The 16,385-nt window shown below is 32.8% G+C and carries 23 protein-coding genes; all 23 read right to left on the bottom strand.

Translation table 11 applies throughout. From position 1 onward, the window contains the following. Nucleotides 1–66: 66 nt before the first annotated feature. On the bottom strand, nt 67–1,677 hold the full coding sequence (locus tag ACWPWS_RS18015; RefSeq protein ID WP_454047455.1) for a serine hydrolase: 1,611 nt from the start codon (nt 1,675–1,677) through the stop codon (nt 67–69). 87 nt (nt 1,678–1,764) lie between these two features. Then, entirely contained in the window at nt 1,765–2,202 is a 438-nt protein-coding gene (locus ACWPWS_RS18010) for a hypothetical protein (RefSeq protein ID WP_454047454.1), read from the bottom strand. A 48-nt stretch (nt 2,203–2,250) separates the two neighbouring features. Next, nucleotides 2,251–2,769: a hypothetical protein gene (locus ACWPWS_RS18005; RefSeq protein ID WP_454047453.1), complete on the bottom strand. Its 519-nt coding sequence runs from the start codon at nt 2,767–2,769 to the stop codon at nt 2,251–2,253. A gap of 122 nt (nt 2,770–2,891) precedes the next feature. Then, the gene (locus ACWPWS_RS18000; protein WP_454047452.1) at nt 2,892–3,266 is read right to left on the bottom strand and encodes a VOC family protein; all 375 of its coding nucleotides are present in this window, start codon (nt 3,264–3,266) and stop codon (nt 2,892–2,894) included. Nucleotides 3,267–3,272: 6 nt separating this feature from the next. Continuing rightward, nucleotides 3,273–3,824 (bottom strand): dihydrofolate reductase family protein, encoded by a 552-nt coding sequence (locus tag ACWPWS_RS17995; RefSeq protein ID WP_454047451.1) that lies wholly within the window; start codon nt 3,822–3,824, stop codon nt 3,273–3,275. A gap of 112 nt (nt 3,825–3,936) precedes the next feature. Next, nucleotides 3,937–4,401, bottom strand: coding sequence for a DUF2628 domain-containing protein (locus ACWPWS_RS17990; protein ID WP_454047450.1), 465 nt, complete (start codon nt 4,399–4,401; stop codon nt 3,937–3,939). Nucleotides 4,402–4,494: 93 nt separating this feature from the next. Then, nucleotides 4,495–5,151, bottom strand: a complete 657-nt coding sequence (locus tag ACWPWS_RS17985; RefSeq protein WP_454047449.1) for a hypothetical protein — start codon at nt 5,149–5,151, stop codon at nt 4,495–4,497. Nucleotides 5,152–5,156: 5 nt separating this feature from the next. Further along, on the bottom strand, nt 5,157–5,540 hold the full coding sequence (locus ACWPWS_RS17980; protein WP_454047448.1) for a hypothetical protein: 384 nt from the start codon (nt 5,538–5,540) through the stop codon (nt 5,157–5,159). Between the two features lie 18 nt (nt 5,541–5,558). Continuing rightward, the gene (locus ACWPWS_RS17975) at nt 5,559–6,104 is read right to left on the bottom strand and encodes a hypothetical protein (protein ID WP_454047447.1); all 546 of its coding nucleotides are present in this window, start codon (nt 6,102–6,104) and stop codon (nt 5,559–5,561) included. A 60-nt stretch (nt 6,105–6,164) separates the two neighbouring features. Beyond that, nucleotides 6,165–6,806, bottom strand: coding sequence for a hypothetical protein (locus ACWPWS_RS17970; RefSeq protein ID WP_454047446.1), 642 nt, complete (start codon nt 6,804–6,806; stop codon nt 6,165–6,167). Between the two features lie 65 nt (nt 6,807–6,871). Then, nucleotides 6,872–7,840 (bottom strand): hypothetical protein, encoded by a 969-nt coding sequence (locus ACWPWS_RS17965; RefSeq protein ID WP_454047445.1) that lies wholly within the window; start codon nt 7,838–7,840, stop codon nt 6,872–6,874. 62 nt (nt 7,841–7,902) lie between these two features. Further along, nucleotides 7,903–8,379: a hypothetical protein gene (locus tag ACWPWS_RS17960; protein WP_454047444.1), complete on the bottom strand. Its 477-nt coding sequence runs from the start codon at nt 8,377–8,379 to the stop codon at nt 7,903–7,905. Between the two features lie 97 nt (nt 8,380–8,476). Beyond that, nucleotides 8,477–9,001, bottom strand: coding sequence for a hypothetical protein (locus ACWPWS_RS17955; RefSeq protein ID WP_454047443.1), 525 nt, complete (start codon nt 8,999–9,001; stop codon nt 8,477–8,479). 10 nt (nt 9,002–9,011) lie between these two features. Then, nucleotides 9,012–9,671: a DUF2461 domain-containing protein gene (locus ACWPWS_RS17950; protein ID WP_454047442.1), complete on the bottom strand. Its 660-nt coding sequence runs from the start codon at nt 9,669–9,671 to the stop codon at nt 9,012–9,014. Nucleotides 9,672–9,688: 17 nt separating this feature from the next. Beyond that, nucleotides 9,689–10,891, bottom strand: coding sequence for a hypothetical protein (locus ACWPWS_RS17945; RefSeq protein ID WP_454047441.1), 1,203 nt, complete (start codon nt 10,889–10,891; stop codon nt 9,689–9,691). Nucleotides 10,892–10,963: 72 nt separating this feature from the next. Continuing rightward, nucleotides 10,964–11,560: an SMI1/KNR4 family protein gene (locus tag ACWPWS_RS17940; protein WP_454047440.1), complete on the bottom strand. Its 597-nt coding sequence runs from the start codon at nt 11,558–11,560 to the stop codon at nt 10,964–10,966. Nucleotides 11,561–11,686: 126 nt separating this feature from the next. Then, nucleotides 11,687–12,196, bottom strand: a complete 510-nt coding sequence (locus ACWPWS_RS17935) for a YegJ family protein (protein WP_454047439.1) — start codon at nt 12,194–12,196, stop codon at nt 11,687–11,689. 74 nt (nt 12,197–12,270) lie between these two features. Next, on the bottom strand, nt 12,271–12,900 hold the full coding sequence (locus ACWPWS_RS17930; protein WP_454047438.1) for a hypothetical protein: 630 nt from the start codon (nt 12,898–12,900) through the stop codon (nt 12,271–12,273). Between the two features lie 81 nt (nt 12,901–12,981). After that, the gene (locus ACWPWS_RS17925) at nt 12,982–13,392 is read right to left on the bottom strand and encodes an SMI1/KNR4 family protein (protein ID WP_454047437.1); all 411 of its coding nucleotides are present in this window, start codon (nt 13,390–13,392) and stop codon (nt 12,982–12,984) included. 65 nt (nt 13,393–13,457) lie between these two features. Then, complete coding sequence (locus ACWPWS_RS17920) at nt 13,458–13,973, bottom strand: hypothetical protein (protein WP_454047436.1); 516 nt, start codon at nt 13,971–13,973, stop codon at nt 13,458–13,460. A 2-nt stretch (nt 13,974–13,975) separates the two neighbouring features. Continuing rightward, a complete protein-coding gene (locus ACWPWS_RS17915) occupies nt 13,976–14,419 on the bottom strand; it encodes a hypothetical protein (RefSeq protein ID WP_454047435.1) in 444 nt (147 codons plus the stop codon). A 41-nt stretch (nt 14,420–14,460) separates the two neighbouring features. After that, on the bottom strand, nt 14,461–15,636 hold the full coding sequence (locus ACWPWS_RS17910) for a Kelch repeat-containing protein (protein ID WP_454047434.1): 1,176 nt from the start codon (nt 15,634–15,636) through the stop codon (nt 14,461–14,463). Between the two features lie 69 nt (nt 15,637–15,705). Next, a complete protein-coding gene (locus tag ACWPWS_RS17905; RefSeq protein WP_454047433.1) occupies nt 15,706–16,251 on the bottom strand; it encodes a hypothetical protein in 546 nt (181 codons plus the stop codon). Nucleotides 16,252–16,385 lie beyond the last annotated feature (134 nt).

Below are 16,385 nucleotides of genomic sequence, written 5' to 3'. Positions count from 1 at the left end.
AATAAAAACCGTTCTGTTTTTAGAACGGTTTGAAAATATGTATTTTTTACTTTGTGGATGCAGGTTTTATTGAACAGATTTTTTTATGCTGTATTGTGGTTGCACTGCATGGGTCATGTCGAGAACAATATCATACATTCCTTCTTCCTTGATGGGAAAATCATAGGCATCAAAGGCAATACTTTTATCATCATTGTTCAGTCCCAAACTGTATCCCCAGTCGTTATTAAATCTGAATTTAAGATTACCCTTATTCAGTTTATAATTTCTCAGAAAATAAATATTGGGGTTTTTAAGATCAGTCTGTAGCGGAATGTCTTTTCCGTCCCAGCCGTTAGGAGTCGCATTTCCTATAATTCCCCAGGTAAGATTATGGGTATTCCTTTTGGCTGTTTTCACTGTTCCATCCCAAAAATGAATAACAAGAGTCTCTATTTTTCCATTTTGATCCGGCTGGAATGTACAGGTGAATTTTTCATCAAGCTGAAATGATGTTTTACTTTTTGGTAACAGCGCATTTCTTGGGTAACTGCCTTCTTTGAAAACCAGTCGTCCATCAGAACTTTTTATGTAGAAGTTTGAGTTTTCTGTAGAATAAACACCTTCCAGCTTTTTTAAATCCTCTGCACTCACTTTTGCAATGGCTGGAATGCGATAAGGTTTATTATACAATATTTTTTCTGCCAAAGGAAGAATAAAATCGGTGTGTGACAGTTCTGAATTTGAGATAACAATCAGACAAATATCATCTTCAAGGACTCTATAGTATCTGCTTCTGTAGCCAGGTCCGCCGCCATCATGACCCATTCTTTTTTTGTCAAAAACAGTTGAAATCTGGAAACCTAAACCATAATGATCCTTAAGATAGGGTGTGAAAGCTTTTTCTAAGGTTTCTTTTTTCAGGAGGGTGTAGTTCTTGAGCGCTTCATTGAATTTGAACAAATCTTCTACGGTAGAATACATTGCTCCTGCGCCAAAAGGGTGATCTGTTTTAAAACGTAATGCTTCGTTTGACAGGTTATCAGATAAAAATTCATATCCGAATGCTTTATTTTCATCGGTAACGTTGTTGAAATGAAATCCGCTGTGATCCATTTTCAGAGGTTTCAGGATATTATTTTCTATGACTTCATCATAATTCAGACCTGTAACTTTTTTAATAATATAGCCAAGAATATAATATCCGGAATTGGAGTAATCCCAATCCTTACCAGGGGAAAAATTCAGAGGTTTTGCAGAAATATATTGTAAAAATGTTTCTTCATCTACAGTATATTCAGAGTTGGTATCATTGGGAATTCCTGAAGTATGAGATAACAGATTGGCAATGGTAATACTGTCGCCCTTCGGAAAGTCAGGGTAATATTTGGACAGCTTGTCATTCAGAGATAATTTTCCCTGTTCTTCCAGCTGAAAAATAACTGTTGCGGTGAACATTTTTGTGGTGGAGAAAACCCTGTAGAGGCTGTTATTGGTATTTTTCTCTTTTTTAGGAGCATTTCTGTAGCCGTAGCTTTTTTCAAAAATGATTTTTCCTTTTTCAGCAATCAGAACAGAACCATTGAACAATCCTGCCTTTTCATACGTTGAGAATAGTTCTTCCAGTTTTTTAGATTTCTGTGAAAAAAGGGGATGTACTGCAAGCAATAAAGCGATACAGGTTAAAATAGATCTCATGTAATTTTTTAAATAAGACACTTTTAAGTGTGATAATATTACATGGAATTTGAAAACTATTTTATTACTACTTATCTAAAGAGGATTCTACTTAATTTGAATTAATGTTTTAACCCCATAAATCATAATCATGGATGCTTTTCCCGTTTCAATAAAATATCTTATGATTTTTCCATGCTCAACAATAATTTTTCCAAAAGTGAGTTTCTCATTTCCGTGTCCTTTAAAATTTCCGTACAGCTCATTTTTTGCATGCATAATGAGACCGGATTCTAAGACTCCGTTTTCGGATGTGATGAGTTTTTGTGTCGTCAGAATACTATAATTATTGGAGTCAATGATGGTCGAACAAATTAGAAGTTCTTCATCATTAATTTCTACATATAGGTCAGGATATGTATTGAAAAATGATTGGTTGTCTTCATGAAATTTTGTCCATTGAAAGGCGTCGTAAGGTTTAATGGTACTTCTTTTTATTTTTGAAATACAGATACGGTGCTTGGATTGATCGGTCTTTTTTATCATAACTCTTGTTTTAATTTTAAAGATGACTGGCATAAGTAAGAATGTTTATTATAGTACTTTTCTTTCATACAATTTTGCCTTCTTAAGTCCGAAATTATTAATTCTTATTGTCGGCGAATCCTCTTCACAATTTGGCAGATTATCATAAAGCTGATCAGTTAATTTTACTATTCCGGGTGTTACCGCATGATCAAATTCATAGTTTTTTTCATTAGTGGTAATTTCCAATCCAGACTGCCTTTTACCAAATGGAGAGGGAATACTGAAGGAATGTACGGAAACAATTTCATCCCATTTTATATATTCTGTTAGGCTATTTTGTTTAAAATAGAAGCCATCATTTGTATATTGAAATATTCCATCATCTTTATGCAGTCTGTCCATTTCTTTTTCAAATGAATCATAATCTTTTTCTTCGTCAGGGGAATAGAGTTTGGCTACTGAAAATATAAGCACAACAAAACACAGAAAGATAATGACAAATGAAATTTTTTTGTCGTCAAAAACGGGATAGTAAAACAAAGTGAGAATGAGAATGAAACTGGTGGCTGCGATGATCTTTTTCATATTATAATTTTTCAAAGTACTTCCCTTTGAACTGATATCGAATTCTTTTATCTGTAACTCTGGAATCATCCCGAATTAATGGGATACTGATGATTTTCTTTTTAGCATCATATTGATTAGTTTTATTTTTTATTTTTTAACTGAAATACATTTCCTTCAGGATCTGTTCCGTCACAAAGCAGGAAAGGATAATTCTCAAAGGTTTTAATTTCTCTCATGCGGATGTTTTTTGAGACCAACTCATTTCTTGCAGATTCTATATCAACATCAATTTCAAAAACAATTTTAGTATTGTTGTCAAACACATGGCCTTCTTCTATTTGATCAAGATACTGATCTCCGATTTTGTGTAACCCGATATGAACACCTCCAGCATCAAGCAAAACCCATATTGGATCTTCTTCTATCACTTTCAGATTAAAATTTTCTACATAAAAATGGGCGAGCAACGAAACATTTTTTACATACAGAATAATGGTACTAAAGCGAGCATTCATCTTGTATTAATTTTGAGTCTGTGGTTCGTAAATAAGCTGTACTACACCGGATCTGAATACATTGGTTTTAATTAATTTTAAATTTAATCTTTCTTTCAAATCTTCAAAAAGAGGTTTTCCTTTCCCCAGAGCGACCGGATGAACGGATATCCTATAGGTGTCAATAAGATTGTTCTGAATAAAAGTTTTAATAAGACTTGCTCCTCCATACAGCCAGATATCTTTTCCGCCCTGATTTTTTATTTCTGAAACTTTTTCTGCAATGTCAGAACTGATAAAAACAGCATTTTCATCTTCTCTGCTTTGACTGGAAAAGACAAATTTATTTTTTGAATGAACTTCTTCCCAAACTTTTTGTTCTTCCGGATCTGTATTTTCTTCCGGCTGATAATTTCCCCAGGCATCATAGCTTACCCTTCCGTAAAAAATAGTGTCTATTCCGGAAAGAAATCCATTAAAATCCATATCATCATCCATGATACACCAATCGGTTTCTCCGTTGGGTCCTTCGATAAATCCGTCTAATGTAGTGGCAAGGTCTAGTATTATTTTTTTCATTTTTTTAAGATAGGTATGAGTTGGAAATAACGATAAAGATAGGGATGTTTTGCTTTTTTTACTAAAAATAAGGTTTGTATTATTCTTTGATTTTCAACACTTAAATAAATATTTAACTCAAAGCCATTGAGGCAATTATTATAATCAATAAAATACTTACGTACAGAAAGCTTGTTCCTCCTTTTTTGCTCAAATATTTTTTTTGCTGTTCATATTCCGGAAATTTTTCTTCTGCTTTTTCTATTGTTTTCTTTGCTTTGTTGAGGTAAAGAAGATTTCCCCAAAAACCTATAATAATAAGCATGAAAATTGTAATAATATAGCCAACCAGTTTGGTTTGCTCCACTCCAATTATTGGGGCTAAGAAAAATTTTTCAAAGCAGCCTTCAACAAAGAAGAATGAGTAAATGAGTATGGCTTCCAGATACATTCTTCTATAGAGAAACCAGAATACGCCAAAGAAAAAAGCAGCATAGTTAAAGGTGAATTTTTTTCCTTTTTCAAAAAGATTTAATTTTTCAAGATAATATGGACTACTTTCCTGAAAGAAATTTTCATATTGTTGAATTGGGTTCATAGTTAAATTCATAAAATTTTATGTTGGTTGAAATAATATAGGTATATTGGTTTTCACATGATTTTCACAACAAACAATCTCCTGTCATTCATGTCAATGCCGAGTTTTTCTGCGTAACAAAATTAGTGCTATCAGAAGCATAATAATCACAAAAGTGGCTATGTAAATAATAACTTTATATTTATTATTTTGTTGGTTAAGTGATGATATTTCTATTTTTTGCTCATTGACCTTTCTATCGGATTGATTGGAGTCGTCCACAATCAAATCTGTAAGTTCAGCATGATGGGATGTATCGGAATTTTCAGATAATTTTTTATACTGAGAACTTAAAGATTCCAGTTCTTGTAATTCTGCAGAAGAAAGTTCGTCTAATCTTTTTTGTACAAAACAATGATCGGAGAGGAGCAATCCGGTATCTTTTTCCTCATAGGCGAAAATCAGATATTTTCCTTTTTGGGTAAAAAGAACATTACATGAATGAAGTGGAGATCCGAAAATGGTAGCAGTCTGCTGATAGAACTCTCCATAATCATTTGATTTGTAGACTTTATTTATTTTGACTTTGCTCAGAATGTTTTGGACAGTTTTGAATCCTGAAGGCACTTCTGAGATATCATATACTTCACCAATCAATACAAAGTCAGCATTTTCGAACGAAGATTTTAAAGTGGGTTCTCCATTACATTTGCAGGCTAAAACTTTTAAAGAAAATAATAAAAGGGAGAGTAAAAAAACTTTGAATTTCATGGGGTTTATTTTTTTCTTAATTGAAGAAATTTTATAGTTGCAAAAGTAAATCCCCATACTGTAAATCCAATGAGAATAATAAATAGATCAATATTCGTAAAAGAAAAATTTGCAATCGGCCATTCTAATCCAAAATAAGTAACAGTTATAAAGTAAATAATATGGTAGATCAGGAGGGATATTGTAAGACTGAGCTGCTTTTGAATACTAATGATTGAAGTTAGAATTGTTGAGACAGCTAAGGAAATACCTGATATGGTCATAACTCCAATAGGAATCATTGCAACATCTCCACTGGGAAGCTTCAGTAGTTTTATAAATTCACCGGAAATAAGAGTGTTTAGAATTCCGATTACCAGGAAAATTCCAATTATTTGTAAAATTTTCAACTTGATATTTTTATTCTTCTATACATTAAATAGTTCGATGATTTTTTGATACATATTATTCATATATTCATCTTGAGGAGCACAGTTGCCATTGCTCATTTTTAATAAACTGTTTTTCTTCACTGCATAAATAATTATACCACTTCCATCTGTACACGTAGTAGGAACTTCATAATTATTGTTAAGCCAAAAATGATTTTCAGACAATAGCTTCATGAATTGTACATATTGTTTTTGGGTTAAATTTTTCTGTACAAGAATTTTAAATCTTGAATCTATTTTTTCACCTGTTTTCTGATCATATTGACTTGTATATATTTTCTTTTTGACAAGAATATATTTATGTCCTGTTTTTTCTATTCTGAGTAAATAATTTTCTCGAAATGCAGACCATTTGAAAAACTGATAGACTTCATTATTTTCTTTAATGGTCGACTTATCAATGCATTCTAAAGGTTTCTCTTTAAGTTCTTCAGATAAGTATTTACATATATTATCATTATTATCCTGAGCTGACAGAAAAATAAATGGAAATAATATGAGTAGAGTGAGTATTTTTTTCATCGGTTTTTATAATAATAAAATCGTTCTTACAACGGCTTTAAATATATTGTAAATGTAAATCTATCGGTAAGGCAGATTGATTTCTTCAATTTTTGCTCTCAAATCTCCAATGGTATACGCTTCCGGGTTACACGGGATTTGCGGAATATTATGGGCTGACAGGAAATCATTCAAATCATCACAATCTTGGAGAATATTAAATTCTTTATTGTCTAAATCTAAAACAATTCCTTTAGTTTTTCCATTGATAGAATTGGCAAGAGGACTTAATGCCCCTAAGAATGCTTTAGACCATAAGCCTTTCATATTTTCTTCAAAATAAATGAATCTTCCATAATTCAGGACTTTACAAAATCTTGAATATTGGTCAGGATCATATCCTTTGTCGTCCCTGTTGGTATATTTTCTATAGGTCTGAAAATACATTTCACCTTTATGCGAAACGGCTAGCGGAAATTTAACCCTTTTATTCTTTTGCTTAAAGTAAAAAAGAGCCTTTTCCGGCAGAGCAAGAGAATCACATTTTTCACAAACTTTGAAATAGACTTCTTCGGTGGAAGAAGGTTTTTTATTTAAAACATCTTCCAGTGTCATATAAACGCCTTCCGGAAAATCTCCTTTTTTGATGGATGGATATTCTTTCTCTTGTCCGGTTACTATACCGGAAATAAAAAGAAGAGAAAATAAAATAAACAGTTTCATGGTTTTGTTTTTTCTAAGAGACTAAATTACAAATAAGTGAATAGGGAAATAGAATAAAAGATCGTTTATTCTGTGTCATTATAAGAATTGACCTTATAAACCAGCTGAAATTTCACTGTATTTTTCTTGGAATTGGGATATTTTTCTTCATTGACCTGTTTTTCGAATTCTTTCATAATTTCCAGATCCAGATCATCTTTAACTGCATATTGGATGTCATTCTTCTTTTTTCCTAATTCAAATTGAACCATTATTTTTCCTTCTTTCGTAGAGTTTTTGAACAGGCTCTCAAAGATTCTGTTGGTCTTTTCTATAATAGTCTGAATATCCTCAATGGAAAAATTGGCCTGTATTTCAGGCTCACTGCTTAAGAAGAGTACTTTTTCAAGTTTTGTTTCCTTGTTTCCCTTATCGGTCATGTACACTTCATTACCATTTCTATACTTTTTGAAAGTTCCCTCCGTTGTATAAGTTCCGTTATCAATGGGATTGTTGTAAGCATTTTTATTGGGAAACTCATCAAGCCAGAATAATTTCAGCTTTTCTTTTAGGAAATTTACGATGTATTCATGATTTTCGGTTTGCAGAATGAATAAAGGCTCCTGGATGTCAAACGAAATGGTGGACCAATAATATTTTAATTCATCTTCATTGGCCTTTCTGATCTTATAATTTCCAGAAACTTCTTTTTTAAATTCATTCCATATCTTTTTTGAGTCATCCAGTTTCTTTGCCATTTTTCCTTCAATTTCTATATCATCTATGTGGAAAATCAAACTGTCAGGTATCGTTTTTAAGCTTTCAATATTTTTAAATCTTTTCCAAAGAGTTGGACCTATAATTAAGTTTTTTCCCAATAGATCATTATTGAGTGTATTGGTAAGGCTCTCAGTAAGCATTTTTTTTGCTTTCTCATTTGTTTTATCATCAGCATAGTGATAAACCACACCGGAAGGAATGGTGATTTTCTCTGTGATTTGTGCCTTGACAGCATTGACAATTAATAAAAGGAGTAGAAGTATTTTTATTTTCATGGGTTGTTTTTAATTGGGGTAAAATACAAAAAAGAGGATCCGGATTTTATGTACTCCAAATATTATTTTCTGAACTTTAATGTTTGAATTGCTTGTAAAAGTTCTATCTGACTTTCTTTCTTCAAATTTGTGCCATATAGATTGAATCCGATTTTTCCTATTGATTCAGTCTTGAGGCTGTCGATATAAATTCCCGTCATTCCTTTTCCCACTTGTTTGGGCTCTACTATTTTGGCCTTGTACCCATTAATTTTTTTATAGGTTATTTTACTTTTGACAAAATCTTCTCTATTTGAATTTTTATCAATGATAATAAATGCTATTGTATCAGCCTGTGGATTCACAGTCAGAAGTTCGTTGACATCTTTTCTGCTAATAATCGTGATATTTTCTTCTAATGAATAGAAATAAGGTCCATAATCGTAGAAAATCGAATCATTATTTTTTGTGACGATAATTCCGGCATTACTATCATAAGCATCCATTTTCAGTTTGCTCCAGTCTTTAGGAGCCTGAAATGCAAAACTTCGAAAATCCATGAATTTTGTTTTCTGAGAATTCTCAGAACAACTCAATACTATATAGGACGCGAAAATGAATAAGGACGTTTTTTTCATGGCTTTATTGGAGCATGTTTTATAAAGGATTATTATTCCTTTTTAACTGTATTTTATTTTTTGTAAATCCTATTAATACATTGTGTTCAATATTATATACGGTAGAATCTGTTTTTAAAATTATTTTTCCGCTTTCATAAGTGCAAATTCCTTCCTGAAATATCCAGGAACTTCCCGGATTCTCATATTCTGTGATTGTAAATGTATTATTGGGTTTATGAATGTCAATATGATAATTTTTTGTATTGTGAGGAAAGCTATAGCTGATCCAAATTCGATTTTGGTGTCTTCTGATAGCATTTAACCAAAGAAAACTGGCAATTACAACTGCAACAACAGAATTGATGATAAACAGCAGCGATAAGTTTCTTTTCTTTGTTATCCACAAAATACCTCCTGCCAGCAGATTACTGAAAAATAATACGGGGTAAATTATTACAACTGCAATTGAAATGCTAGGATCTGGATCAATATTGTAGAACCAGGTCCAGATAAGGAGAAAATCAATGATGGATAAAATTAAAATTTGCAGGATCCATTTCATTTTTTTTATTTTAAAACAAAGGTTCCCCGTTCAAATCCGTGGTCAGCACTTCACTCATATAATCAAAAAAAGGACGCATGGCAAGTAAGGTTTGCAGTGCTTCTTTTTGAAAATTGTCAGATAAGACTTCCTTATCGGTAAACTTCCGCATCACCAGAAACTGCTTTTTTCTGATCAAATCTATAGCCGGATGATTTTTATCAAAACCTCGTGGGGCTGTTTTTACAGCGTCACCTTTAAGTTCTCCAAAATATTGTATAAAAGTTCTGTCAGAGATAATTTTTTCAATTTCTGTACTGCTGATTTCAAATTCTTTACGGATACGAAGTAAATCTTTGGCTTCCGGACCCCAAAAACCGCCGCCTACAAAACTGTTACCCGGTTCCAGCTGAATATAATATCCGCCTCTCAGCATAGGTTTTGAACGGGAATATCCCACTCCGAAATAGGGTTTATACGGCGTCTTGTCTTTGGAAAAACGAACGTCATTATAAATCCTGAAAATATGGATTCCCTTGAGCTGATCATGCTCCTGAAGGGTATTATAAATGTGGGTAAAAAAAACTTTGTTTTCTTTTACAATGGTGTCGTATTCAGATTTGTGTTGAGCAAACCATTCACGATTATTGTTTTCTTTTAAATGGGTAAGGAATTCAAATGCTTTTTTCATGTTGTTATTTAGAGAAGTTATGCTTGTTTCCATTGCAGTTCAATATATTTTGTACAGTTGTTTTTCATATCATCATATCCATCAAGTAAAATGGCTGAACCTCCTTTTTTTACTACTTCCTGTACTATTTTATAAGTTTCTTTCGCTCCCTCAGGAACCAGACCTACTAAATCAAAAACAATATTATTTGTCTTTGAAAGCGTTGCATATAAAGTTAATAATTGTCTTGGGGTACCTGTAATACTATTTACTTTTATTTTTTTGTTTATCCATTCCGTTTCATAAATTTTTGCTGCATAGGGACTGGCTGGGTTGGTGTTCTTTCTTAAATATTTTCCCACCGTCATAGGATAAAAAATGTCTCTGAAATTTGATTCTCTGAAATGTTCAGCAAAAGTCATCTTTTTATGGATGATAACACTTTCATGGTTTGTTTTACCACATAATAGATCTTTAAGAAACATTTCCGTTTCATAAAAGTGTGGTCCGTGGAAAAGATTTATAATAATAATTTCCCCTTCATTGAGTGTAAATGGAGGAACGTAAAACAGGTCTGTTTGTATTCCTTTGTTTTCAATGAGTATTGGGGCGTTTTTTATCCAGCCAAGCTTGTTAAATAATAGTTCTTCATATTCTTTATTCCCCTTAATAGCTTTAATAAGATTTTCAGCATTGTCCGGGATATTAGTGATATGATTGAGCTTGTTTCCATATTGTAACTTATAATGATAAAGCTCAATTAAATTGGATGTGTTATTGGCTCTTTCTAAAATAGTATGATGCAATTGGTCTGCTTCGCTATTTCCTTGTGGCTTTAGCCAATATATCAAATTAGAAATCCCTATACGCTCGATGATGTCTCCTTTGCTGAATTGATCAACAAGGTAATTGGCAACAGCTTTAGTTCCAAATGCATTCAGACAAGGTATCAGAAATATTCTGTTGAAACTAGGATCTTTATAATGTATTGCTGTTGTTAATAGAGACTCAAATAGCTCTCTGCTGAAGCTGTTGTATAAATAAAGTAAGTCAGCAACAAAATATTTGCCGGGCATTTCAGAATCACTTTGAAGAAAATTTAGTAATTCAACTGTTTGTTGATCGGATAAATTCTGATTATTGGCTTTGAATTCAGTCAAGGCTTCATTTTCCCGTTCATAATCAGGATCAAAGTATTTGCCAATGATTTTATATTTTTCGCGGGCAACTTTAATTTCCATAGTTTGTTTCTGGCTAAAGAGCTTAATGTATTGGTTCGAGTGGGAAAATTTTAAACTAAAATCAGTTGTTAACTACCCAATTTTTTTGTTCCAAAATGAGCTTGTATCAATTTTCTTTTTTTCAGCATGGCGAAGTAAAAAAATATCACTTGCAATTCCTTTTGATAAATTATCTCTCCAAAATATAATATCATTGCCAAACATTGAAAGTACATGTTCTTCATGATCCAGTATTAAAAACCGATGTCCTAAATAAGGGATAATTGGAGGAACATTTTGGTTCTTCAAAATATCTTCTGTCACACGATTGGCTTCCATTATCCATTCAATTCTTGCTTTTATGAGGGGAATGTCCTCAGGATATGAATAAAAGGTAGGACCAAAATCAATTTCTCCTTCACCCCCATTATTATCTATTCCCGGTTTATCAAGTCCGTTCATCGTCCGGTAATAGTTCTTTAATGACTCCGGAAAAGTGATGTTCAGTTGCTTCTGAAAATCTTCCAATTCAGACTCTGACAATCCTTTTTTCCATGTACTGCCTTCCTGAATCTGGAATCCCCAACATTCCATCAGATCTACTTTCTGCCAATATTTTTCACTTTTCTTTTTTATCCATTGAAAACTTGAAATTGAATTGTCCAGTTTTTTAAATTGTCTTTTTTTCATTTACAAAAGAATTTATTTATTCTATTCACGGTTACTCCATTTTGATGACCTCCAATTGCCTCAAAAGCTTCATTTGTTCTGTCCTGATTTAGAAAGCTGGAACATGTTGAGGAGAAAGTGACATTTTTACTCGTTCTCAAAAGTAAAACCATTTTCCTTATCCATTTGTTCACGTTCTTTTTGTGATATTCTTTTTCTTAAAACCCTGGTAGTATAGCCTCCTTTTACAATATTTTTATCAATATACATCCAGTCTGTAATATTGCGTTGATCAATCTCAATAGTATCTCCCAGTTTTACTTCTGTTGTTGAAATGGGATCTCCGTCTACAATTCCATAGAATTTATCACCAGAATATTGAACTGCGCTTATCCAGATATGTTCACCTCCGGAATCACCAGTGGTAAATCTTTCTTTCAGTGCAAAGTTGTAATAATCAGGGTTTGGGCTTTGTATTGCTTCTTTGAACTTGTATAATGATTTCTGGGCATTTTCTATGGCTGTATTCATTTCATGGTCTTCTCCTTGCAGAATATGAATATCAGGTTCATTGTCTCTTTTTACAACTTCATCTTTTCTTTGACAGCTTACTGCTATAAGGCCTAAAAGTAGGTAGATTGGATATTTAAAATGCATTATTTAATCTGATCGTTTTAATTTACATTTCTTAATTATTAGTCATTGGTCTTATTATCCATCAATCTTTGTTTCTAACTTTCTGATAACAAATTGTTTTCTAGTAAGTAGTGGGTCATTATTTTCAGGAAATACCGGCATTTTTTTAAATAATCTTTATCTGGTAATACATTATCGGTGTTATTTAAATAAGTGTTTGCTCTGTTGATAAATACTCCGGCTCCTTCAAATTCTTTGCTGATGAATAATGTTCCAATTAAGGAAATATAGGAAACAAATTTATATTCACTGTGGTTTCTACGTAAATATTGAGGAGGCATCTTTTTGTTCATCTCCTGAAAATAGGAAATGATTCCGATATCTTTCAGGTATTTTTCCTTCTCAATGACAAACCAGTCGTCCACTATTTCGCCATCAAAATCCATTTCAAGATCATAATATCCAATGGGTTCCAGGTTTTTAAGATAGATTTCATTTTCCACACAAAGACTTATTCTTGCACGGATAATAGGTTCCTGGTATTGCTGTTCAATCAGGTATTGGTATCCCTCAAATACAAAAGTAATTTCGTGACGGGCAAAGCCTCCTATCAGTTCTTCAGGATCTTCTGAGAGTATTTTGTGGAGCGTATGAAATGCTTCATTTTTAAGATGAAATTTTTCAGCTCTTTCGGTGAGTAATGTTTGAAGTTCCTGAGCGTTCATATCATGATTATTAGTCCCCAAATCTACGAATAACAAGAAAATATTTGTGGATAAAAAAACTGTCTAAGCTAAAGATTGACATCAATACAGAATATCTGCATCTGAATTGATAAGAAAGATTGCTTCAGAAAAAGTATCCGCTATCTTCACAGGTATTTCATGCGTATTTTTAAATATCCCTTTTTTCCCTTTTACAAAACCGATATGGTGGGAGTTAATCAGATAGTCTGCAAATACAATGAAGCTCTTATCACTTTCGTTATGGTATTCTTCGAGAATTCTTGCTAAGGGCCAGATGGAAAACATATTCTTTGTCCAGTCCCAATCTGCAAAGCCATCCAGCTTTAAATAAAATTCTTTACAATCATCCGGAAACTGAAAGTCAAGGATTTCTTCGACAGCTTTTATATCTTCTGTTGTTGCGGGTGGGCTAAGCTTTATATTTTCACTTATCCATGTTTCTTTAATTGTATCGATTCGGAGTTGTATCATAATGATAAGAGATGCGGGTATTTTCCACCTTTTGAACTCATTTATATAAGTTTATTTTATTTTTTTTAGTCTTTTGATTTAAAGAGGGGAGGCTCAGGATAAATGTTTTTACTTTTAAACTCAAAACTTCGTTGTGTCTCCGTTAATTTTAATGTTTTTTTTGTTTGATAGATCCAATGGGCAAAACTGCTTAATGATTGGGGTGCATTCAGACTATGAACTTTTATAGTTTTCCTTATTTTACCTTTTCTAATAAAGAAATTATAATATTCCCCATCCTGATACTTTTCAAAATATAAGGTGTCTAAACTTTTGAAATCTATCTTCGAAATAAAGCTATCCAGTTTTAATTTTTGACTTTTATTCAGGACTGAAAGATAGCTGGTTTTGTTTTTTGGTAATTGGTTGTTTTCCGGAGCCCAATTTTCATACAAAAAAATCGAATCATTTTTATGGCTGAATTTTATTGAGAAATCTGTCTCAAAACTATTGCCATAAGAAAAATCAAATTCATCAAATTCTTGTTTTTTACACCCCAAAAATAAAATTAAAATAAATAAAATGAGAACTCTGTTTTTCATGATTATTTACTGATTCTTAGTTTTAGTCTTTCAAAAACCTTTTTTGTGAAGTAAAATTCTATTGCGAATAATGAGTAAAAAAATAGAACTGAAAATATAGCCAATTCAAGATCCCCCGGGAAATCAGGATCAATAATTTTTTTTATGATAGCCCATAAAAATAGTAAGGTGAGAATTGAAAACCAAAAGTATCCCAAAAAGCTTAGTCTTAATTTAGGATTTTGAAGGTCATTCTTTTTAAAAACAATAATGAGAATAGGAAGGATTGATGTGATAGGATTTTTTATTCTGGCAACCTCAATTCTATTTTTAAATTCCCTGCCATAGAATAATTTTCCATCAGTAGCCAACGAAGCTGTGTTGGCTAAATCCAGTATCATTGAGCTTCTTTTTGAATTCTTTCTAACTGCCTCATCTATTTTAGCACTGCTAAAATTTAAATTCATTGTAATCATTGTATTTTTTAATGGATGATTGTAAGGTATGATTATCTGAAAATTTTAATCTGCTGCAAAACCCCTTTCTCATCTTTAAAACTAAAAATATAAGTTCCCTTTTGTACTCTGGATAAATCTATATTTCTGTTGTAATAGGCAAAACCTTTGTGTATTTCCTTTCCATCTGTGGAGTAAACGGTAAATTCAAACTGATTGCTGTTATTTTTATTACTGATCACAAAACCGTCTTTTTGTGCATTAGTATAGACTCTTGTTTTAGTTTCATAATTTTCATTGGCTGCGTTTGAAGAGAGTGCATTTTCACTAATATCAGCTGCTTGTATACTTTTAATCGCTGATTTGGTGATAGATGTCGTACTTCCGCCGATAATGTATAAAGTATTGTTATGTACCTCTGCTGCAGCATGTCTTCTGGGAATCATGTTGGATGACAACTGATGGAATTTATTGGTTGTTGTATCAAAATAGGCCAGAAAAGTTTGATTATTATAGCCTCCTGCAATAAAGATCTTATTACCGGATACGGCTAATGAGTGTCCCGATATCCCGGCGGGCATCGTATATTGATCCGTCCAGAGATTCGTGTTGAGGTCGTAAACATTGATCAGGCGGGATGAGGTACCGTTAAAACCACCAATGACATAAAGCTTGTCATTCACAATTTTGCCCTTTGTTTCTCTGGCTGTGGGCATATCGGGTAATGGATGCCATGTATCGGAAGCAATATCATAATACTGGAATCTGTTAGAAAATACAGTGGTTTTCGCTCCGTTGAGTCCGCTGCCCCCAAACACATATATTTTGCCGTTATGAATGGCAGAACCTGCATTTCCTGTGTAGAAACGATTAACAGCTCCCTTCGTTATGGTATTGGTTGCAAGATCCAGAATTTCAAGATGGCTGTTTCCCCAACCGTTAAAAATATAAATTTTATTATGGTAAGTCTCCGAATTAGCAAATTTTTTGGAAAGCAGAGTAGTATTGAGAACACTCCATTTGTTATCCGTAATATTATATTTCTCAATATAATTGGCGTTAGCTCCCTTGTCCTGATACCCGTTGCTCACATAGATATTGTCATCCACAATTACACTGGCTGTGGCCCCTCTGCCTGTAGACATATCTTTAAGGTTCTTAAAATGAAGGGTTTGTGTATGGGCTAGTATTGATCCTAAAAATGAAAGGAATAATAATTTTGTTTTCAATGGTATAAAGTTTAGTGTTTTTGTTTTATAGGTGTAAAGTCAGGAGTTATAAGGTTGTGTACAAATACATCAGGATTTTCCTTCCTTAATGTATTCCAGATAATCCTGTTCTAAATTATTAATTTCTTCAATTAAAAAATCATAAATATTTCCTTCAAATACTTCATGATCTTCCTCGTCGTATTTGTCATACTCAATTTTTATGATTCCGTTGTCGGTATATGCCCTGTAGAGATTTCCACTGCGCTTGAAAAACAGTTGTCCCAATGGCTTTTCTTTATACTCAAGGGCTTCCTGATGTTTTTCTTCAAATCCCATCCAGGAAGGCATTTCTTCATCCTGCGAAAGTCCGTACACAAAAAATCCATATCCGAATTTCCAGCTTGGAAGAACATCAAATTCCTGGGGACGTTTCCAGATCTCTTCTTTCACTTCAAATAGTAAGGACCCGAAAGAGGTCAGAAAATCCTTAACATCTTCACTGAAGATAAATCCTGTGCTTTCTTCATATTTTCTGATTTGTTCTTCAGTTGCAGGATGGGCCACGGAGCCCATCACGAAAAAATCATCATTTAATTTCTTTTTCCTATCCCAGAATTCTTCTTTTGTTGCCATATTTTGTTTTGGTGTTACGTCGTCAGCATTGATCAGATCGTTATTGAAACAAAGATAAGAGAAAGTTTGGGGATAAAAATTAGTGCGGTGGTGGATTTTATTTTATTTCTGCAACGTCGGGAGACTTTTTGGAG

The organism is Chryseobacterium sp. Marseille-Q8038, from assembly GCF_965111995.1.
Note: the sequence above shows the minus strand (reverse complement) of the source record. Positions and strands in the feature narration are given on the sequence as shown.